Annotated in this window: 23 protein-coding genes; 1 reads left to right on the top strand and 22 read right to left on the bottom strand. The window is 29.9% G+C overall.

Annotated elements, in window-relative coordinates:
* Positions 1-273: 273 nt before the first annotated feature.
* The 16 genes from FJR47_RS02450 to FJR47_RS02380 all read right to left on the bottom strand — a co-directional run bounded on the left by FJR47_RS02450 (position 274) and on the right by FJR47_RS02380 (position 13,472).
* Positions 274-1,692: a DUF3987 domain-containing protein gene (locus tag FJR47_RS02450; RefSeq protein ID WP_152298894.1), complete on the bottom strand. Its 1,419-nt coding sequence runs from the start codon at positions 1,690-1,692 to the stop codon at positions 274-276.
* The gene (locus FJR47_RS02445; RefSeq protein WP_152298893.1) at positions 1,689-1,973 is read right to left on the bottom strand and encodes a helix-turn-helix transcriptional regulator; all 285 of its coding nucleotides are present in this window, start codon (positions 1,971-1,973) and stop codon (positions 1,689-1,691) included. The genes FJR47_RS02450 and FJR47_RS02445 overlap by 4 nt, the downstream gene beginning before the upstream one ends.
* Positions 1,974-2,566: 593 nt before the next feature.
* Positions 2,567-3,577, bottom strand: a complete 1,011-nt coding sequence (locus tag FJR47_RS02440; RefSeq protein ID WP_152298892.1) for an FRG domain-containing protein — start codon at positions 3,575-3,577, stop codon at positions 2,567-2,569.
* Between the two features lie 25 nt (positions 3,578-3,602).
* Positions 3,603-4,025 (bottom strand): hypothetical protein, encoded by a 423-nt coding sequence (locus FJR47_RS02435; RefSeq protein WP_152298891.1) that lies wholly within the window; start codon positions 4,023-4,025, stop codon positions 3,603-3,605.
* Between the two features lie 10 nt (positions 4,026-4,035).
* The gene (locus FJR47_RS02430; RefSeq protein ID WP_152298890.1) at positions 4,036-4,812 is read right to left on the bottom strand and encodes a hypothetical protein; all 777 of its coding nucleotides are present in this window, start codon (positions 4,810-4,812) and stop codon (positions 4,036-4,038) included.
* Between the two features lie 35 nt (positions 4,813-4,847).
* Complete coding sequence (locus FJR47_RS02425; protein WP_152298889.1) at positions 4,848-6,365, bottom strand: hypothetical protein; 1,518 nt, start codon at positions 6,363-6,365, stop codon at positions 4,848-4,850.
* Positions 6,362-8,029 (bottom strand): hypothetical protein, encoded by a 1,668-nt coding sequence (locus FJR47_RS02420; RefSeq protein WP_152298888.1) that lies wholly within the window; start codon positions 8,027-8,029, stop codon positions 6,362-6,364. Before FJR47_RS02420 ends, FJR47_RS02425 begins: the two co-directional genes overlap by 4 nt.
* A 17-nt stretch (positions 8,030-8,046) precedes the next feature.
* Positions 8,047-8,751: a hypothetical protein gene (locus tag FJR47_RS02415; RefSeq protein ID WP_152298887.1), complete on the bottom strand. Its 705-nt coding sequence runs from the start codon at positions 8,749-8,751 to the stop codon at positions 8,047-8,049.
* 52 nt (positions 8,752-8,803) lie between these two features.
* Positions 8,804-9,685, bottom strand: coding sequence for a helix-turn-helix transcriptional regulator (locus FJR47_RS02410; RefSeq protein WP_152298886.1), 882 nt, complete (start codon positions 9,683-9,685; stop codon positions 8,804-8,806).
* Between the two features lie 6 nt (positions 9,686-9,691).
* On the bottom strand, positions 9,692-9,919 hold the full coding sequence (locus tag FJR47_RS02405; RefSeq protein ID WP_152298885.1) for a hypothetical protein: 228 nt from the start codon (positions 9,917-9,919) through the stop codon (positions 9,692-9,694).
* Between the two features lie 2 nt (positions 9,920-9,921).
* Entirely contained in the window at positions 9,922-10,545 is a 624-nt protein-coding gene (locus tag FJR47_RS02400) for a recombinase family protein (RefSeq protein ID WP_152298884.1), read from the bottom strand.
* 205 nt (positions 10,546-10,750) lie between these two features.
* The gene (locus tag FJR47_RS09770) at positions 10,751-10,885 is read right to left on the bottom strand and encodes a hypothetical protein (protein ID WP_277871749.1); all 135 of its coding nucleotides are present in this window, start codon (positions 10,883-10,885) and stop codon (positions 10,751-10,753) included.
* 1 nt (position 10,886) lies between these two features.
* The gene (locus FJR47_RS02395) at positions 10,887-11,036 is read right to left on the bottom strand and encodes a hypothetical protein (RefSeq protein WP_152298883.1); all 150 of its coding nucleotides are present in this window, start codon (positions 11,034-11,036) and stop codon (positions 10,887-10,889) included.
* Between the two features lie 79 nt (positions 11,037-11,115).
* The gene (locus FJR47_RS02390) at positions 11,116-12,447 is read right to left on the bottom strand and encodes a hypothetical protein (RefSeq protein ID WP_152298882.1); all 1,332 of its coding nucleotides are present in this window, start codon (positions 12,445-12,447) and stop codon (positions 11,116-11,118) included.
* A 339-nt stretch (positions 12,448-12,786) separates the two neighbouring features.
* Positions 12,787-13,188, bottom strand: coding sequence for a hypothetical protein (locus FJR47_RS02385; protein WP_152298881.1), 402 nt, complete (start codon positions 13,186-13,188; stop codon positions 12,787-12,789).
* Positions 13,188-13,472 carry a hypothetical protein gene (locus FJR47_RS02380; RefSeq protein ID WP_152298880.1) on the bottom strand — a complete coding sequence of 95 codons (285 nt, stop codon included), beginning with the start codon at positions 13,470-13,472 and terminating at the stop codon, positions 13,188-13,190. The genes FJR47_RS02385 and FJR47_RS02380 overlap by 1 nt, the downstream gene beginning before the upstream one ends.
* A gap of 133 nt (positions 13,473-13,605) precedes the next feature.
* On the opposite strand from FJR47_RS02380, the gene FJR47_RS09805 reads away from it, so the two are divergent.
* Positions 13,606-13,863: a helix-turn-helix domain-containing protein gene (locus FJR47_RS09805; protein ID WP_152300261.1), complete on the top strand. Its 258-nt coding sequence runs from the start codon at positions 13,606-13,608 to the stop codon at positions 13,861-13,863.
* A 362-nt stretch (positions 13,864-14,225) separates the two neighbouring features.
* Here FJR47_RS09805 and FJR47_RS02370 read toward each other — a convergent pair whose 3' ends face one another.
* The 6 genes from FJR47_RS02370 to rsmD all read right to left on the bottom strand — a co-directional run bounded on the left by FJR47_RS02370 (position 14,226) and on the right by rsmD (position 19,473).
* Positions 14,226-14,981 carry a hypothetical protein gene (locus FJR47_RS02370; RefSeq protein ID WP_152298879.1) on the bottom strand — a complete coding sequence of 252 codons (756 nt, stop codon included), beginning with the start codon at positions 14,979-14,981 and terminating at the stop codon, positions 14,226-14,228.
* Positions 14,968-15,951, bottom strand: a complete 984-nt coding sequence (locus FJR47_RS02365) for a hypothetical protein (RefSeq protein ID WP_152298878.1) — start codon at positions 15,949-15,951, stop codon at positions 14,968-14,970. Before FJR47_RS02365 ends, FJR47_RS02370 begins: the two co-directional genes overlap by 14 nt.
* 75 nt (positions 15,952-16,026) lie before the next feature.
* Positions 16,027-16,632, bottom strand: coding sequence for a hypothetical protein (locus FJR47_RS02360; RefSeq protein WP_152298877.1), 606 nt, complete (start codon positions 16,630-16,632; stop codon positions 16,027-16,029).
* Positions 16,633-16,644: 12 nt separating this feature from the next.
* Complete coding sequence (locus FJR47_RS02355) at positions 16,645-17,766, bottom strand: tyrosine-type recombinase/integrase (RefSeq protein WP_152298876.1); 1,122 nt, start codon at positions 17,764-17,766, stop codon at positions 16,645-16,647.
* A 255-nt stretch (positions 17,767-18,021) separates the two neighbouring features.
* The gene (locus FJR47_RS02350) at positions 18,022-18,816 is read right to left on the bottom strand and encodes an ABC transporter permease (protein WP_152298875.1); all 795 of its coding nucleotides are present in this window, start codon (positions 18,814-18,816) and stop codon (positions 18,022-18,024) included.
* 57 nt (positions 18,817-18,873) lie between these two features.
* A complete protein-coding gene (gene rsmD, locus FJR47_RS02345) occupies positions 18,874-19,473 on the bottom strand; it encodes a 16S rRNA (guanine(966)-N(2))-methyltransferase RsmD (RefSeq protein WP_152298874.1) in 600 nt (199 codons plus the stop codon).
* Positions 19,474-19,533 lie beyond the last annotated feature (60 nt).

Here is a 19,533-nt window from a genome sequence, read left to right as displayed (position 1 = left end):
AAATTTTCTTAAATAGTGGATTTCTACCCAAAATCTACCCTTATGGATAAATTAGGGTATATTATACCCTTTCTTGAATGTTTTTTGAATTAAATCTACCCTATGTGTTCAACATTCAACAATTTTCATTAGGCAAGTAAATAAGGGGAAAAAGTGTTGCAAAGGAGTATTCAACGCTCTTCAACAATCACTTTTGTTGAAAATGTTGAAACCATATCAAACAACACTCAAAAGCCAAGATACAAGGCTTTTGAGCATTTGTTGTGTGTTGAATTAAACTGTGTAAAATTCACCCTCTTTTTTAATCTTTTCAATCAACAAAAGGTCATCAAGTATCTGTAAAAGTCCATCTTTTTGAGCTATCCTTGATGATTGAGTAATCTCACGAACAGTGCAGTGTTTATTTTTTTCACACAACCGTTGGATCGACTCTAACACCTTTTGAGAAGCTGATTTTCTGCTATTTTGATTTGCAACATCCAAAATTTTAAATGTATGTTCTTTTTTTACATAGTCAAAAAAGTCAATCGCACTTAACATTGTCTCTTTTGATAGCAAAATCATTTCTCTATCAAAACTCACAGTTTTGTCAAGTAGTGCTTCGATATTCTCAAAGGACTCCGTTTCACATTTTTCAGTAATATGAAAAATAATAGCGATCCGATAAAGCATCGTGATACTTCTTGAGCTAAATCCAGATGTTTCATCCCCTATAGAATATTTTGTTCTAAACTCTTTGCTAATTTTTGCATTGAACTTTATAGCCTCTAGTTTTGCCTCTTCACTAAGAAGTAAATTATGTTTAGAAGCATAAACATAAAACTTTTTTGCAAAGATTACAAACTCTTTTAGCTCTTCTTTACTCAGATACTTTTCAAACGGTATATTTTTCTCGATTTCTTGCTGAAATACAATCAAAAATCGATTTAACAGACCATCTTCCAAACCCTCGTAGATCATCTTTGATGAAAGCCCAGAATTACCTAAGGTGGAAGCAGCATAAAGCCCTAATCCACCTATCTTGATATTTTGAGTTCTTCCTTGCGAAAGTGTTCTATTTGTCGAGAAATTTGCACTATCAAAGATCTCATCAACCATCTTAAGAAGTTGCCCTACATGCTCATTTCTTTTGGCAATACCAATCATTTTACCCAAATTATCCAAAGTTATTAAGGGAGTAGATCCATTTTTCAAACTCTCTTTAAGCCCTGCTTCTGTAGCATTTGGGATAAAAACATCTACACCACTTTTCAAAATATTGAGTTTTTTGATCAGAAGCCTTTTCTGCTGAGTATCTTTACAAACTTCTAACTCTTTTTCAAGCTCTTCTTTTAACTTTTCACTTGCGTGGTACTTGGTAGCATAGTATTCATCTAACCAACCCAAAAAAGCATCTTTTAAAAGGTTTACAGCACTTGTCTTCCCTCCGCCACTTCTAAAAAATGAAGCCACATATACCACTACTCTATCGCCATCTATATCATCAAGATTTCGAAAAAGCTTGATTCCACTGCAAAGCGGAGCTAAGACACTTAATGATGTGATAGCTAATACATCCGTAGAAACAAAAGTTTTTTTATCTGCAACTCCTATCAAACCTACTAAATTTGATGGTATTTTTGATAAAATTGGGCTAGACTTATCACTCTCAGGCTCATGATTTTTTATGAGCCAGTTTTGTAACTGACTCATATAACTCTCCCAATATAGTAGGGATTATTTTCTTTAAATTCTTCCACCGACTTCTTCAAAAATCTGTACTGTGAACCTATTTTATAATACCTAGGTAATAATCTTGCATCACCTTTTTTTATCAACCTATCTAAAGTTGAAATACTTATTCCGAGCTTGTATGCCGCCTGTTTTCGAGAATATTCCTCGCGTTTAGTTTCTTCTGTTGTATTTTTATCAATATCAGAAACCACCTCTACTTTTATATCACTATCAACTTTGTAATTGTTATCTTTTTGCATATTTTTTCCTAAAAATTAATTTAAGAAGCAAAAGATGCGGTTCTTTCATTTAAGCATTTGTTGATTTTCATATACAAAGTCACTAGTAAACTTTAGGTAGGTGTACTTCTACCTCTCATTGCATCCATTTGAAGAGATAATTAAACTAGTATATTTTAATTATCCTATGAAATATTTTTTCATTCATAATCATGAATTTCACGATTGTTACTCTATCAAACAATCTTTTAACAGTCGCTAGCAAACTGGTGGTAGACTCATCTCTACTCTCATTTTCACATTCCATGAGATACAACTAGCATTGTTTATCTCATATTCATTATATTTTTTGTTGTTTCGTAAGCATTCAGCTTATCTATATTAATTTAATCTATTCACAAAGCCGTTTACTCCTTGCACGACTTTCTTATTCTTTTATTCATCATTTTCTTGAACAATCTTTTACTTCAAGTGTAGTCGCTTGTCCTCAAAAACTTGCAACGTACATCAAAATTTTAAAGTATGTTTTTTTAGATTTTACTTAAATTTATGTCTTGAAAAATCTAAATTTCTTTAATTCTTTTTGACTGTCAATACCGTTATTGACAACCTTTTTATAATGGATATACTATTCCTCTTGGACTTATTCTATTTTCCAAATCATTTATAATATTTTGCAAGTTTTTATTAAACTTTTCCATATCTGAGATATTGAAACGATATTTATTATCAGTAATTGAAATACCATTTTGTTCTAAAGATTTCACTATCATTTTTTTAGAAATTTTTGAAGTTTGAGAGTAAAATTCAATAGTATCTTTTGAGATAAAGTTACTATTTTGTATCTCATAGGCTAGTTCGCTTATCTCATCTTTTGGGAAAAGTTTTGCACCTCCTTCAAACATATCATAGTATTTTTCACAAAGTTCTTTTGTAAGTTTTATCTCTTCTTTTTGCACAAAATCAAAATCGTTAAAGTTTAGATTTTTGTTGAAAACTATTGAAAAAGCCTTTTGTTTATCAGGTCTAGAATATGGCTGAAAACCAATAGGATTTATAGAGTGTATATTTTGTAAAATCCCTAATTTAAAATCATAAGAATACATCACGCCCATGGAATCATCACTTATAGGAGTAAACTTTTTATTTTTAGGATCATAACTGCAAGTCATAAAGAACATTGCCACTTCTTTATCTCTTGAAAAATCCAAATGATTTGTTTTAAACTCGTAGTGTTGAGCTATTGCTTCATAGTCTATTTTGAGTTTATAGTTAGGGACATCAGGGTACCGCTCTAGAAAATATTTCGTTTGAAAAATCTTAGTCAAAGGGTATGTTTTAATAGTAGATAAAAACTCTATCTTTTGCAAGATTGATTTTAGCTTGTCTGATGCAGCCATTTTTCTTGAAAGTGTTGGTTTACAAACTTCAAAATATTCATTTTGCCCACGATATAAAAATGCCGAAAACTCTGGAGCTGGTAAAAGTAAACATTCGTTATCATTTACTTTGAGAGGGAATAAAGCATCTTTTCGTGGTGTGCTGTGACATCCAAAATGATTGATAAGTGTATCATCACATAACATTATAGAATATTGATCTAATGTTTGGATATCTTTTTGCAAAATATTCTCCTAAATAAATACCTTATCAAAACTTCAAGTTTTTAGGTACATTTTCATACCATAAACTATTATTATCTTCTGTGTCTTTACAAAGTATTTTATATGCTAAAAAGAACTCTTTTAACTCACAAAAAACTTTTGAAAGATGATGCTTTTTTATATACTCATAATCATAAATAAATCCATCTTTATCATTTTCAAATTCACTCCAATCATCGCCAAAATCACCCAAAACACATACAACGACAAACCAGCAGGTATAAGAGAGATTAAAATGTGGTTTATTACTACTATCATAAAGTTCATCATCAAAAAAAGAATCTAAGTTTTCAAATCCTTTGTAATTGTTGATTACATTAAAGTCATAAAGATGAGTTTTAAAAAATCCATAGTGTCTATTTTTTTCTAAAATCTTTTTGGCTTTTTGGATATGATTATCTTCACTCATTTTTATCATTTTATAAAATAATAGCTTCTAACTCTTTTTTTGTATTTTTTATTTTATTCTCTATACCTAAAAATTTTCTAACATCATTAATAATAATTGTTAAAAATTTATTATCTAGATTGTAGAGTTTTCCAATATCAATTACAACATTATTTAATACTTCATAAAGTTTTTGATTGTTTTTTTCTTGGTCTTTTTCGTATTTAATATACTCTTCTAGTTTTTTCAATGTTTTTGCTGTGAGGGCTAATAGTGAATCACTAAGAGTAAAATATTCAAAATACGAACCAGATTTTATCACTAAATTATCCTCCTTCATGCAACCATCATATTTTCCATAATTAGTTAATAATTTGCTCTGAAAATTTTCAATTTTATGCAATATAGCTTCTAATGTTTTTGAATCACTTGTTTTTTCAACAAAATATACACTCTGGGCAGAAAATCTAAGTGTTGGAATATTTAAATCCCATCCATCAATTTTTGGATTGTTTTGTTCTAATAATTGATTTATATTTTGTTCCAAATCACTGATTTGTTTAATATTATCATTTATAATTAATTCAGTTTCTTGTAAACAGTTATAGTTTTCACTATATGTAGCTTGAATATCCAATAAGTTTTTATCTAAGACTCTTAGAAATATTGCTACATTATCAAGTAGAGAATGGTTATCTTTAAATTCTTCTTGCTTTGCTTTGAGATTTATATTATTTTTATTTAATATATAACATTTAATAATATCATATATTCCTCCATAGACTAAATTTATTTTTATTTCTTCCATTAATTCTTACCTTTTTTACAAAAGTCATATTACTGTTAAATGTTATTTTTCAACATATTTTTTAGCTCTTTATTAAGATATTCATCAACTGCATCAGCATCAATGTGTCCACTATTGTACCAAGCATAAACTTCTTTGAGTGCTAATTGTCCAAATCTAGTCCATGCAAGCAAATTTGTTCTTGACAAGAAAGCAACCATATCAGCACCTGAACCAGAACGGATATATGCATCTGCTCCATCTATGATACATAATACTCCATGTCCTACCAATAACATTCTTCTTACTTCAGGAACGCTGCCTTTAGGAATACAATCTTTCCATTCTTTATTATGGTAAAACCTAGCTTTCATTGTGTACATAAATCTAATAAGTAACTCATTAATTAAAACTGGAACTGCCATAGCCATTGCATGTCTAGTGTCATAACCCTCTTCAAAAACCTTTGTAGTTATAGTTGCAAAACTTTGTTTATGTTGTCCAAATTCACCAATATTAATCATTTGAAAAAGATTATAAAAAGGTATTGGTACTCCTGTTCCTCTTCCTCCTTGCCCTACTGTTCCAGATGAACCTGTCCAGTCTGACATAATATGTCCAAACCAATTAGCAACACCACAAAATATTTTAGCTATAAAGTTATGTCCTTGTAATTCAAATTCTTCCGTTTCAATAGTTATAATTTGTCCATTACTTATAAACGACGCAGTATTAGTAAACTGATTCAATACGGAAAAAATTAATCCTATTATGTCAGGAGAATGCCCTAATCCTTTTAAATGATGATTTTTTAAAGATAAGTTTTTAACTACTCCACCTGTTGCATGTGTTGTAGCATGATCATAATTAATTTTAAATTTCTTTTCTAAATATCCAATAGCACTTGCTGTTGTATTACTACCTTTTTCAACTGCTTTATCTTTATCCCATCCTAAAAAGCCTGCAAATTTCTCTGTAATTTTGTTAGCTTGTTCATCAGCAATATCACCAAGCTTACTATCTCCAGGAGCACCAACGAATAAAATATCAACCAATCCTGCTATTACACCGCAAGTTCCTGCAATCATATAATCATATTTATCACACTGTGCATTTTTTAGAGTAAATTCATCTTTAATTCTTTTTTGAAGCTCTACTTGCTGTGACTTTGTCATTAATGATTTAAATGGGTCATCTTTCAAATCAAGATTATGTTTGAACCCATATTCTTCAATAGAACACATATATTCTTCCCAAGACATACCATCATCAAAGTTAACTTTATCTAATTCATCAACAACTGTTAACTCTTCAGGGTTAATTGTGACTTCTAACTGTTTTTCAATGCTCAAAATGTCATTGTCGGAATAGGTGCTTATATTATTATCAGTAGCTTCTAGTAATGCTTCCATATCAGATAACATATCATCCAACGATACATTATCTTCCTCTTGTTTTGACTGTATATTTGATAAAACATTATCAATTTCTACTAATTTATTCTCAGATTGGTTTAATTGATGTTTTTGGATCTTTAAAGCATTTCCCTCGTTCTTTAAGTAATCTTTGTTCATCCAAGCATACCTTTGATTTTTCCAATTCCTTCTGAAGCTTTTCCTTTCATAATGTTACTCATTTCAAAATACCCTAATGACTTAAATACTTCTCCCATTTTATCAAGTATTTCAGTATCAATGTTGTCTTTTAAAACTACAGAATTTTTTTGTTCTCCACCAACTTCAATAGAACTTTTTTCGTAATTTTCAACAATAAAATCAAATAGAGGTTTTTTTGTCGGCTCCGCTGTTAATGCTTCTAGTCTTGATATATCCAATTCTTTTGGACATTGTAATCTATTTGCTGAATTTTGATAATAATTTGCCTTGTTGTCAACTGCTTTAATAGCATTTTGATATTTAGCTATCATTTGAACAAGTTTTTTAATTTTTTCACTTTGTTCTACATGATTTAAAGTTACATCATTTAATTTTTTAACGATAAAGTTAATATCATCGATGATTAAAGATATAGTTTTTTGTGTTTGCTTAATAACTTCATGCAACATTAATTCTCTTGTTTTATATTTATCTAGCTCATTTGCACCAGTAAGATGCTTTAGTCCTTTATAAGTCATTATTCCTATCAAACCTACTACAACTAAACCACCTGTCATACCCATGCCCATTCCTAGAGTAGCCAATCCTGATGTGATACCTGCTGCGGACATACCCACTACAGAACCTGAAATATAAACAGCTGCTAATGGAGCACCTGCCGCCGCTGCTTTTGCAGCTAAATCTTGTGCATTTTTTTTGATTGCATTATCATCTAAGTCTTTTTTGAGCATTTTATAATCATTTTCAACTGCACTAAATGCTAAATCAATTTCTTTGTCTGATAAATTTAATAAACCTTGATTTTCTGTTAAAAATTTAAAATCTCTATCCATAGTATCTTTTGTACTAAAATAAACATTTATCATATCTTTTGCGAGTGAAATCATCAATGATTGAAAATGGCTTGATTCAGAATTTTCTATAATAGTTGTAATTAAATCCTCAATACTAACTGAATTTGTGAGAGAAATATCATTTATGTATGTTCTTAACTCAAACCTAGATTCTTTACTCAATTCTAATCTTGTCATAAGAAGCAAAATTTCCGCAAGTTCTTTTTCATCAATTTCTTCATCATCTAAATAAGTCATATTTACTATGATTTTCAAATACGCCATTTTAAATTCTTCTGACATTTCGGCAATAGTTCTAAGCTGATTTTCTTCTTTAAAATCATCAAAATTATCAATTATCTTTTGCAAAAAACTTGATAAATGTTCAAAGGAAAAATATTGTGAGGGTAATAATCCATCTAACTTTTCTAGTTTATATTCTTCTCCATCCATGGTAATTACTAACCATTGTTCAAAATTTTCTTTTCCAAACATTCCTTTAGTAATGTCAGATTGATAATCTAATTTTTCAATTTTGCTATAAGGAAATGTCCAATGATTACCTTGATTTTTATAAATCATCTTTTCACCAGTAAATACTAAACCTTCTTTAGCTGTTCGTAATTTAGTTGAATCATATATCGCTACGATAGATTGATAAAATTCTTCACAATGAAAAGCTTTAACAGCATTATTAAGTTTGTCATCTGGTATGTTAGGTACAACCATAATATCGTACTCAACATCCTCCCTGATTCTATCCTTTATATAAACATTCACACTTTCCATCACTAATCTCCTTGTTTTTATTTATTTTCTAACTTTTTAAATGCCCTCTTAACTTCTCTTGTAAAATGTTCCTTATCTAAAGTCATTTTAGATTGAGTTGCAGTATCTACAGTAACTTGAATATTTACTAACTTTTGAATAAATAATTTCTCTTCATCACTGTAAGAACTATAATCATTAGACTTCAAAAGTATTTCATCAAGCTTATCAAGTTCTATGTCGATGTGTTCTTTTATATTCAAAAGTATAGCTGTATAGCTCTCAAATGATGCTTTTATATCATCATTTATGCTTACAAAATTATATTTTTTTCCTCTTAGTGACAAGCTTGGCAAGTGTAAATCTCTCTCTAGCCCTTTTATTTCATTTAGTGCAGTTTGTAAATCTAACAAGCTACTATTATAAAGTTTTCTAGTGGCACTTTCAAATTTTTCTACATACTCTTTAAGCTCTGGTAAAATATAGCTTTCATCATTATCGCTTAGATCTACATACAAAATATCGTTTTTATTTCTTTTTCTCTCATTGTCAAAATGATCGTCAACTTTTTTTTCTAAATTATCAAAAAATTCTAGCCCTTTTTGCTCTGTTTTATCAAGCCAATTATAAGCATCGTCTAGTTTATCAATCACTTTGTCTCTATTGTCATCATTTTCTAAATACTTTTTAACACCGTAACCTGTAGCTGCTAATGCTATACCACCAATAATAAAAGGTACCATCTTGTTCTCCTAATGTTTTATTTTTAGAAATGTAACATTAGTATTCGACAGGTTATGTCGTTTGAAGGTACTCATTTAAAATTTTTGATAATTTTTCTTGTAAATATTGAGGAGATTTGATTTTAATATAGGGAATCCAATATTTTACAAGATGAATAATCTCATCATCGTATGCTATGTTTGTAGAAACTATTATATGATTCTCATTCTCTTCTATAATTCTTTTATTTGTTAAAGTTTCCTTTCTAAAAAAATACTCTTTTGCCTTAATGTCTATTTCTAGGATAACTTCTATAAAATCTTTTGAAATCCAATTTACATCGTTTTTCTCTATTTGATTTAAAAACTCTTTTTTAGGTGAAAAATGAATTTTAAAATCCCATTTCAGTTGTTTTATTTTTGAAAATGTATATGTTTTTAACTCAGCATTATCATCAGCTAGAAGATACCATATCCCATTGTTATTGATGAGTTTATAAGGGTTGACACTTCGTTGCTTTTCATTGTAGAGAAAATGAATTGGTGATTGTCTGCTAATAGCACCTGAGAGTTGTTCAAATAACTCTTTTTTATCTGATATATCCTCAAAGCCACTATTTTTCACCATATATAGGCTGTTAAATTTAAGTTCCAAAAGGTCACTTATAAAACTATGTTCCAATGATGGGTACAACTCGCTTATTCCACTTATTTGAGCAAAGTTTTGTATATCTTTATAACTTAATTTTCCAAGGGCATGAGGACTTAAAAAATAGTAATTTTGTTCTTTTTGTAGAGGTATGTAAGACAACCTTTCATTAATGTCTCTTTGAATCGTTCGCACATTCACATTAAATTCATCTGCCAACTCTTCAGCTGTAAACCTCTCACCATTGTTAAGTTTTGTAATAATAAGTCCTAGTCTAGTTCCAATCTTATCGTGTTCTTTTTCCATGTTATTTTAAAACCCTTGCCTCTTCAACTCTTTCGCAAACTCACTAAGCCCTTGCTCGATCTTTTCCATAGCCGTATGATTGCTCACTGGTACTAGCTGAACCATACCGTTTATGAAGTTGGTTTTGAAGATTTGTTCTGTCTCTTTGTGGATAACCATATCATCATAGTCTTTGTAAAAATTGTAGTTTTTTGTAAACTCTTCTGACATCACACTAAATACTTTTTGCTCCATTTCTATTTCTCCTTATCAAGTTTGTTTTTTACATATTCACTCAAGCTTTTAATAGTTCCATAGCCTAAATGCTTTTTTGAGATATTTGTAAGAGTTACTCCAAGACTATGAAGCTCTTTGATTTTCTCTTTGTCTTTATCGTAAATGCTTCCTTGAATAGTTCCAACTGGTTTGCCAAGTTTTATTCCCTTTGCTTTTCTAGCTTGCAATGCTTCTTTTGTTCTTTTGCTTATTAGATCTCTTTCAAGTTGTGCAAAAGCTGAAAAAATATTTATTTGGAAATCTGTGAAAGGGTTTTGCTCGTTTGGTTTTATAAAAAGCTGTTCTTTGAGAATATGAAGATTTACGCCAAGTGCTATGAGTTGATTTACAATAGTAACAACATTTACGACACTTCTTCCTATACGACTAAGTTCAGATACTATTAGATGATCACCAGCTTGTAAAGTTTCAAAAAGCTCATCTATTTTTCTATCTTCATCTTTTTTGCGAGTGCTCATCTTCACTTCAATAAACTCTACTTTACCAAGAGTATTTTTATTTGCATAGTTTAAAATAGAGTGCTGTTGATTTTGTAAATCTTGTTGGTCAGTGCTTACTCGAATATACCCTATAGTTTTTGCCATTTTTGCCTCATTTACTTATTAAGGTAATTATAGCATAAATAGTTTTATATTTTTACTATTTATATGTACTATTATTGGTAAAAATGAAACAATATCTAATGAACATTAAGAAGTAAAAAATAAGCTACTATAGAGAATGGTTTGAAGTGGCGAGGCTGAAAAATTATTTACAACCTCAAAAGATTGATAAAACGCTTGTCAATTCTTAGTCTTCATCAATATATGAATCATTATTTGGATTATGTGCATCTGCCCAATCGTCCATATCTGCATCATTGTTTGGATTATTGATATCTGACCAAAGATCTAATTCTTCTTGACTCATACTTGAAGTATCCATCTTATTTTCCACCTTGTGAGGAATTTTTTGCAGCTGCACTTTGTGCTCTTGCCCCAAAACTTCCTTTAGGACTACTTCCACCGTTTGCTTTTGCTGTAGTTGATTGTATTCGTGCCGCCGCTGATGTTGTCATTTGTGTTTGTTTCGCCATAATAGGCTCCTTATAAAAAATTTTCCAACTTTCTGTTGAATAGGAAAATTTTATATAAAAGATTTGTACAAAAACTTCCCTATTGTTGACAATTTTTAAAATAGTTTCCAATGCACTCTATACATTCAACTAAATCAGATCTATTTTCAAGAAAAGTTATATATTTAGCCAAATCATGCTCAATCTTATAAAGGGAAAGTACTCCGCCAAAGCTTCTATCTAAAAATTTTAGTTGCTCTTTGAATAGCTTTTTATCTTCTATTTTTATTGAAATAATAAACTTTATAAAGCTGTATGCATTGTTTGTGTAATTATGAGAAGGCTTATTGTTCAATGCAGAACTTATTTTCTCCAACAATTGCATATAATCATCTTTACTCTCGCATTGATTGAACTCATTTATCAATAACTCTCTATCTGGCATCAATTTACCAATAGCAATTTTTTCATCATTATGTTTTGCAAATTCATCTATTTTTGGTTTTAAAACTTGATAGCTTTTTTCTGGATCATCAAATTCAAAAATTGTAGAAAAATCAATTAAATGCATTGCTTGGAGTTTAAAAATTTCATCTTCTTGATTTTTAAGATAGCACTCTTTTATTTGTGTTCTAAACTCCTCAAGTTGTTCTGTAAACTCAGTTATAGTATCTGAGTCTAAGTTAAACTCTTTTTGAATGTGGAGCAATCCTCGAACTATCAGTAGTTGTAAAAAAATCCCTGCTTTTTGCTCTTTAGTTTTGTTTTCTATTGCACTATTTGCGATAACAACCATTTTGATTAAAGATGGAAGTGTTTTCCCTTTATTCCATAACGACAATTCTTTTTGAAATGTATCAGGGTGAATCTCCTCAATGGTAATATTATCTGGGGTTTTTTCTTGAAATGATGCATGAGTATGTGAAAATTTGACAGCCATATCTTTAAAAGATTTTATCTTCTCTATCTCTTTACATTTATCAAGAAATGCTTTTATAGAGTTTGTTTGCAATGCTTGATCAAAGAGTTTTGTATCGATTTTTTGAAAAGCCATATTCTCAATTACCAAAGCTATTTGAAATGAGAATAAATTTAAAAGCTTTATCACTTGCATATTATTGGATGTGAACATCTTATAATTCAGTGTGATGTTTTGAAGTTGATCTATATAAAAGCGGTTTTGCTCAGTATTTCCTAAAAGATAATCAAGAAATAATATATCAAAATTCTTTACTTCAAGAAATAAATTTTCAAAATAGGCTTTATTGCTTAGTACATCAGAATAATTTATAAATCGATTATTCTTTTTTAAATCTGCTCGTTTATCTTTTTTTGCTTTGAATACATCAAGTGGCTCATATACTTTTTGATTAACACCAAATACTCGCCAAAAAATCGAATTAAAATCTTTTTCTTTTAAAATTTCTAACATTTATTCTTATAAAAAGGACTATATTTTGAGTAGCCATTTTCATATCTGAATTTCCCTATCCCGACCAAAATTGTTAAAATCACTAAGGGAAGAAGTGTAATTTCTAGTGGTGACATATATATCTCCTAAAAAAATTCTCTCAAAGAGTCTCGGAATGGTTTATGATATGTTGCAAAAAGTGCTGCTATGATCATAATCAATATTACTAAAGCACTATTGTTCTCCCCTTTATACAAGGCAAAAATGAACAGTACAAAGAGTAAAGCTAAAAATGGCATATAAGTTTCCTAAACGAAGTAATTTAATACTCAAACCCATCAATTATGGTATATTATAACACTATTCCTTCACATAATAAACTGTATCGCCAATAGCCAATGTAAATTTCCAACCGTTTTTAATAGCATCTTCTTTTAACCAAGTTTTTGGTTGATCAAAATCATCACTCTTGCAAGCTCCTAAATAATTTGGAAATCTATTTGACTCAAGACATCGCATTACTTTTTGGTTTTTTTTCACCTTTTTAAAAGTCACATAAAATGAATGATTATTAACTGCTATCCAACCATCTTGTAAAATGTCTTTAACTTCAAAGATCTTATTTGATGGCTTGCATTTTACATATTCAAAAGTCGTTGTAGATGTTTCACAATTGATCGTATCGCCTAACTCGTAAGCTGATACCTGATCGATTCCAAAAAAACATATCAACAATAGTGAAAATAGTTTACTTTTTGACACTACCATTTTCCACTCATCGAGCAGGAAATGCCAGAATAATACATACGAACATTTAACATTTCAGTAGCATTCCCTCTTTTATCTGGTTTGAACCAAGAAAATACAAATGGCATCCAGACAACTATATGTGCAAAAGTATTGTCACTTATGCTTTTGATAAACTCTACCATGGCATTGTAATCTTCGATGATCCAGTAGCCTGCCAAAATTGCTAACGACATAACAAATAAAGTCAAATAGCTTACAATCAGTCTTGCTAGTACATTTGCAAAATATTCTGCCATTTTTTGCTCCTGATATATTTGTTTTATAAATTTATTATAAAAAGATTTAGCTTAAAAAACATTTCACTATAGGGAATTTTATTAATTTATGTGATTCTATATAATCAAGTAAAAATGTTACAGGACTTTTTACATAGAAAATTTACAGGAAATCTCACAGGAAGAGATACAAGAACTGCACCGCAAAATAGCTGATAATGTTAAAAAGATACGCAAACAAAAAAATATATCACAATTAAATTTAGCTCATTCTATCGGTCACAAAACTGTAAGTACAATTGCAAAGATTGAAGCTGGTCACGAAAACAAGCATTACAATATAGAACAACTCTATAAAATCGCTAATGTTCTTCAAGTAGATATTAGAGATTTTTTTATACTCTCAAAATAATTCTGTCCGACACTATTCACTGTCGTTCATATATAGGTTGATTCTGTCCCCTAAAAGGGACAATTTACTTGTATTATATTGCTTGATTTTGTCCCCTATAAGAAAAAATGCTTACAAAGTCACCTCTTTAAAAGCCCTATTTTAATGGTTTTGTGAAGAGTTGTCAAAAAAAATCGTTACTCATTCTAGTAAAAATCATTTGGAAAATCATCAAAAAATCGCACTTTGAAAAAAATCGTTACTTAAATCAGTTCGATCAATCCCTATTCTTAGGGTTTTATAGAGATATGAGAAAAAATTTCCTTACTCAAACAATTCTTTTTTATCGTTTTTTAATTATTATAATTCGAAAACGAATATATCTATTTTTGAAAGACTTTTTGCAATATTTCTATCACTTGTTCTTTCTCTACTGGTAATTTATCAACAATAGACTTTAGCATTTTTTTATCCACATCTTGTTCTAAATGCTCTATAAAAGCATCAAAATCTTGAACCATTCTACCTACTAATTTTATCTGCTCATTACCCGTTAAAAGTAGAGCAAGTTTGAGTATATCTCTTCGATGTTTTTTCCACTTTTTATCATCACGATTTTTTAAATCATAAAATGCTGACATCTTAAGCATAATAGTCGCTTGTGTATTTGTACAGGGTGCTCTATGATTTTTATCAACATTATTTTTTATCATCTCAAAATATTCTGGATCAAGCATAATGGCTGAGAGTGAATACAATCCCTCTTCGGCATCTATAGGGATAATTCTTTGTTTATCCTCAAGTTCTAAACTGTTTTCATTGGATGCAAAAAGTTCAATCTCTTTTGCAAAGTTTTCTGTTTGCGGTTCAACAAATCTGTAATATTGATACTGATCTTTTGAACCTGTTTGGATTTTATAGCCACCCTCTTTTACATACTCTTTTATTCGTTTTGTCATCTCTACTGAATTGCTCGTCAAAAGCACCAAATCAATATCAAATGTTGCTTTACCATGATTTTCAAGTTCACTATCAAGAAGCATAAGCGTTGCAAAGCCACCTACAACAACATAATGTTCATCTAAATCTTTACAGTAATCTTGAAAATGACTCAAGCCTGCGTAATCAGTCTCTTTCATTTTCATCCCTTATTTTCTCTATTATTCTTGTTTCTAGTTGTTCTACCGCTTCTTGTACTCTCTCATCTTCATCATTTTTGAAAAATCTTATTACATATAATGGATTTATCGTATCCTTGTGAGCAAAAACAGATGGCTCTCTATCCCATACTTCAATCTTATACTCAGCTTCATCCTCATCACACTCTAAAGCCTCTAGCTGCTTAGATGTAAGCTGTTTATGAGAGATAGCAACTGTTTTTATCTTCTGCTCTATCAATGTAGAATAATGTGATAGTGCTGTAAATCCGCTATATAGTTTTTCCCCTATATAACCTTTAGCAAAAAAGCTATATTTTACAAGTAACTTTGCTTCCTCTTTTAAACGCTCATACACTTCCATAGGTGAAATAAAATGGATATATCTACTTCGCCCACTGGCTTCTATTTGAACATATCCTAATGCTTCTAAAACCTTTAAAGCTTGAGATGTAGCTCTAAGCTCTCTACTAATAGCTTGTGCTATCTCTTTTATCATCATGCCACTATGTATTTGATTATCTAAATAACCTATCAAAATCACATCAGCATCGATAGTTAAAGAGACTTCTCTCAATGGAGTATTCTTTTTATTTTGTGTTTGTAGCTGCAATAGTGCAAAAGGCATATAGATTTGTTTATCCTTAATAACAAACGGTATATGCTTCTTTATCAAACTCTCAATGCTTCTACTATCAAGTTTATCAAACACTAAAATAGTGTGACAAGAAGTAAGTTCATCAAGACGCTTGATGGCATTTTGATGAACCCTAATATCAATTGTTTCATCTTTTACATTTGCAAATACAACGCATATATCTTCTATCTTTGCACCCCAAAGGTCATATCCAGATTTTAGATAAAGTGGTACATTAACAGTGATATTGTTTGATACAATTTTCCAATTGGTATTATTTTGAATATACTCAAATATCTCTTTTTTCGTTTTCATAAACTTATAATAACATAAAAAATGTTAAATTTACAATAATATGTAAATATTGTATTTTTTATGTAAATTTAATATTTACTCTTTTTTCTTTGTCAAGATTTTGACCATTTTTTCAAACCATTCCAAATCTTCATTTGTAGTGTTGAATTTATCAATAATTTGCCCATACGCAAAAGCATCTATAATATTAAGTTTTGGATATTGCTGTTGAAGTTCCAAAACTCTTTCATTTTCTCGACAACGCTTTAGCCGTTTTTTAAACTTATCATTGTACTGTTCAAAATACCTAGTGCTCGAATATTTTAACTTTTTCTTTCCCTCATCACTACTTGGTTTTATGATTGTTATCATAAATGCCAATAAATGATTCCGTGAAATTGAAAAAGAGCCATAAAGATGCTCATAATAAGCCTTTTTAAGCCAAGTTTCTACTCTTTTTTCATTGCTGCTTTTACTATTTAGAGCTTTTATGCCATCGATTTTATCCATCTCCTCAATAATATCTTTTAACTCTTTATTTTCTTGCGTAATATCCCATAAAATGCCCGTTACTGCATTTATTGCTTTTTCATGATAGATATAGGGTCGTTGAAATTTATCATCTCTTAGTTTACCTAACAGATGATAAAATGCTTTTTTTGAATACTTATGCATGTCAAGAAGTGATATTCCTTTTTTCATAATACCATCTCCCTAAAAAATTGCATCGATATATTTTTTAGCTTCTGCATGTGGAACTTTTATATATCGATCAGTCATTTTGATGTTTGCATGATTCATCAATTTTTTAATCACAAAAGCATTGGCACCTTTAGCGGATAATAAAGATCCAAAAGAGTGTCTTAATGTATAAAGGCTTACTTTATTAATCCTATCATTTGCCTCTAATCCTTCATTAAATAAAGCATTCATCAAAGGCTGTATTCTATTTTTCATAGCTATATATGATATGTGATTTGTTTTATCAATTTTTGGATTTTCTCTGAAAAATATAAACTCTTCTGGAGCTAAATTTCTTACCCAATCATACAATGTTAGTTGCAGTTTTTCATGTACTGCCATTGTGTATTGTGGGCCATTTTTTATCGGAAGAAAAGAAATTTTATCGTTTCCAACATCTACATCTTTTCTTTTTAATTGTAAAATAGATCGTGGTCTTGCACCTGTACAAATTCCAATCAAAACAAAAAGATATGCTTTTGGATTATGAACCAACGAAGCAAGCAACAACTCAAGTTCATCTTCTGAAAGTATTCTCTGTCTTTCATTATTTAATTTCAACAGTTTGACTTCATTAGAAGGATTTTTTTCTATGTTAATTGTTTCTGTATCTATTGCGTAATTTATAATTGCTCGCAATAAAGCAAGATAATAATTTACAGAAGCAGGACGATATTTTTCCACTTCAATAAGATATGTTTTGAAGTTTTTTATATCCTCAACTTTTAATTTATAGATATTTTTGTTGCCAAAGACAGGATCAATCTTGTTCAGATACTTCAAATAAGCATCTCTATGGTTTTTCATGCTCTTTTTTTCATCAAAATATTTTTGTGCAAGTTCTCTAACTTTTACAACCTCTTGCTGTCTCCTTTTCTGTATATACAATGGTTCGTCCAAAGATGAAATATCTGCCAAAGCTTTTCTTCTTTGAACAGCAGCATCTCTTTCTGAGTATCCGTCAGACTTTTTTCCAACATTGACCCAGATTTTTTTACCATCTATATCTTTGTAATTATAGTAGTAAGACACATCACCATTTACTAATAATTGTTGATATACCCCAACATGTTTTTTTGACTTGATTCTAGACATTTTCTACCTCAATTCTACCCTTATTTGAAGAGTAATGATAATTTGTGGATAGAAACCGGTTTGCTATCTAAAAAAATTGTAGTGGATTTGAAGCCCTATTTCAAGGGGTTAGAAGAGTCTTGACGAGTGATGATTTTTTTTGACGACATTCACTGTTACTAAGCGAAACAGTAATTATCAATCATTAAAATCATTATATATCCTAAGTTTAATTAATAGCATTTTATCGCTTTTGCTCTTTTTTTTGACTTATTTTTACTGAATCTCTTTTTTATTTGTTAAGTGTTGAAGATAATTTGAGATATTGATTAAAGAAAAAGTAACTAAAAATATCATAAGACCCGGAAAGAAACTAACCCACCATGCAATCTCTACAACATCCTTTCCACTGCTAAGAATTGTACCCCAACTCATTTGAGGAGCAACAATTCCAAGTCCTAAAAAACTAAGACCCGATTCTGCAAGGATAGCTCCACCTACCCCAAAGGTAAAACTAACGAAATAGATTGGTGCCAAAAGAGGTGCATAGTACTTAAAAAGTATTTTTAATTTAGAGACTTTTGCAATGTTTAGTATCTTTATATATGGTTTCGATGTTATTTCAAAACTCTCTGAGCGAATAAGTCTTGCCGTAGTCATCCATCCTGTAGTAGATATAATAACTATTAAAACCAGTGCAGAAGCATTTACATAACTAACAAGAGCTAGAAGTAAAAAAAATGTCGGAAATGTTAAAAACAGATCCACTAAAACAACAAAACCCTTATCTATATTTCCTCGAAAATATCCAGCCGTAGAACCCAAAATTAATCCTATTATTGAAGCAATAAAAGCGCTTCCTACACCAATAATAAGCGAGACTTTTCCGCCTTCAATAAGTCGTGCAAAAATATCCCTGCCAAGTCTGTCAGTGCCAAGAAGATGTTCCCATGAAGGCGGAACTAAAATAGCATTGCTATCTAACATATAGGCATCAACCGAGTAAAAATTAGAACCAAAAAAAGATATTATAAAGACAAAAACAAGTATAAAAATACTAACTTTAGGCATTTAAAATTCTTTGTGTAAAATTCAGTGAACTATAGTTAATATATATCACAATATAAGTCATTCTATATCTTTACTTTTAAAATATGTTAAAGTTGTATTTCCAAATTTTTTTGATTTTATGATATAAAACGGACCTATTGTATCTGGAATTTCTAAACCGCTCATATGCTCTATAATTATAAGTTTTACACACTCTTTTGGCAAAGAAGCTATCAAATCAATAGTTTTATCGTATATATCCTCCATCCCTTCTCTTATGTTAAAAGGAGGATCTATATAAAAATATGCCTTTTCACTCTTTCTCTGCAAAGTTTTTACAACACTCTGAATGTTGATAAATGTATCACCACTGTAAATTTCACACAAAGCCGGATCAGTCTGCTGGATATTTTCTTTTAAAATTTTTATCGCATCACGATCACGCTCCATAAAAAGAACATGTTTTGCGCCGCGGCTAAGTGCTTCAAGACCAATAGAACCGCTTCCTGAAAAGAGTTCTACAAAAGTTGCGTCTATTATTTCAAACTGAATTGTATTAAAAAAGGATTCCAAAACTATAGCTTTTGAACTTCTTGTTGTAGTTTTTGATGGAATTTTTAAACTTTTATTTTTAAACTTCCCAGATATTATTTTTTTAGTTATTTCTTTATTTTTCATAAAACTGTCATACTACCTTTAAAACATTCTATCAACGGTGATTTACAAATTGTCAATATT

Source organism: Sulfurimonas xiamenensis, assembly GCF_009258045.1.
In the GTDB taxonomy this organism is placed as follows: domain Bacteria; phylum Campylobacterota; class Campylobacteria; order Campylobacterales; family Sulfurimonadaceae; genus Sulfurimonas; species Sulfurimonas xiamenensis.
Note: the sequence above shows the minus strand (reverse complement) of the source record. Positions and strands in the feature narration are given on the sequence as shown.

Excerpts from the sequence above, each read along its gene's own strand:
- FJR47_RS02450 (WP_152298894.1), bottom strand. The coding sequence starts at position 1,692 with ATGAGTCAGTTACAAAACTGGCTCATAAAAAATCATGAGCCTGAGAGT.
- FJR47_RS02445 (WP_152298893.1), bottom strand. The coding sequence starts at position 1,973 with ATGCAAAAAGATAACAATTACAAAGTTGATAGTGATATAAAAGTAGAG.
- FJR47_RS02435 (WP_152298891.1), bottom strand. The coding sequence starts at position 4,025 with ATGAGTGAAGATAATCATATCCAAAAAGCCAAAAAGATTTTAGAAAAA.
- FJR47_RS02430 (WP_152298890.1), bottom strand. The coding sequence starts at position 4,812 with ATGGAAGAAATAAAAATAAATTTAGTCTATGGAGGAATATATGATATT.
- FJR47_RS02425 (WP_152298889.1), bottom strand. The coding sequence starts at position 6,365 with ATGAACAAAGATTACTTAAAGAACGAGGGAAATGCTTTAAAGATCCAA.
- FJR47_RS02420 (WP_152298888.1), bottom strand. The coding sequence starts at position 8,029 with ATGGAAAGTGTGAATGTTTATATAAAGGATAGAATCAGGGAGGATGTT.
- FJR47_RS02415 (WP_152298887.1), bottom strand. The coding sequence starts at position 8,751 with ATGGTACCTTTTATTATTGGTGGTATAGCATTAGCAGCTACAGGTTAC.
- FJR47_RS02410 (WP_152298886.1), bottom strand. The coding sequence starts at position 9,685 with ATGGAAAAAGAACACGATAAGATTGGAACTAGACTAGGACTTATTATT.
- FJR47_RS02405 (WP_152298885.1), bottom strand. The coding sequence starts at position 9,919 with ATGGAGCAAAAAGTATTTAGTGTGATGTCAGAAGAGTTTACAAAAAAC.
- FJR47_RS02400 (WP_152298884.1), bottom strand. The coding sequence starts at position 10,545 with ATGGCAAAAACTATAGGGTATATTCGAGTAAGCACTGACCAACAAGAT.
- FJR47_RS09770 (WP_277871749.1), bottom strand. The coding sequence starts at position 10,885 with ATGGATACTTCAAGTATGAGTCAAGAAGAATTAGATCTTTGGTCAGAT.
- FJR47_RS02395 (WP_152298883.1), bottom strand. The coding sequence starts at position 11,036 with ATGGCGAAACAAACACAAATGACAACATCAGCGGCGGCACGAATACAA.
- FJR47_RS02390 (WP_152298882.1), bottom strand. The coding sequence starts at position 12,447 with ATGTTAGAAATTTTAAAAGAAAAAGATTTTAATTCGATTTTTTGGCGA.
- FJR47_RS02380 (WP_152298880.1), bottom strand. The coding sequence starts at position 13,472 with ATGGCAGAATATTTTGCAAATGTACTAGCAAGACTGATTGTAAGCTAT.
- FJR47_RS02370 (WP_152298879.1), bottom strand. The coding sequence starts at position 14,981 with ATGAAAGAGACTGATTACGCAGGCTTGAGTCATTTTCAAGATTACTGT.
- FJR47_RS02365 (WP_152298878.1), bottom strand. The coding sequence starts at position 15,951 with ATGAAAACGAAAAAAGAGATATTTGAGTATATTCAAAATAATACCAAT.
- FJR47_RS02360 (WP_152298877.1), bottom strand. The coding sequence starts at position 16,632 with ATGAAAAAAGGAATATCACTTCTTGACATGCATAAGTATTCAAAAAAA.
- FJR47_RS02355 (WP_152298876.1), bottom strand. The coding sequence starts at position 17,766 with ATGTCTAGAATCAAGTCAAAAAAACATGTTGGGGTATATCAACAATTA.
- FJR47_RS02350 (WP_152298875.1), bottom strand. The coding sequence starts at position 18,816 with ATGCCTAAAGTTAGTATTTTTATACTTGTTTTTGTCTTTATAATATCT.
- rsmD (WP_152298874.1), bottom strand. The coding sequence starts at position 19,473 with ATGAAAAATAAAGAAATAACTAAAAAAATAATATCTGGGAAGTTTAAA.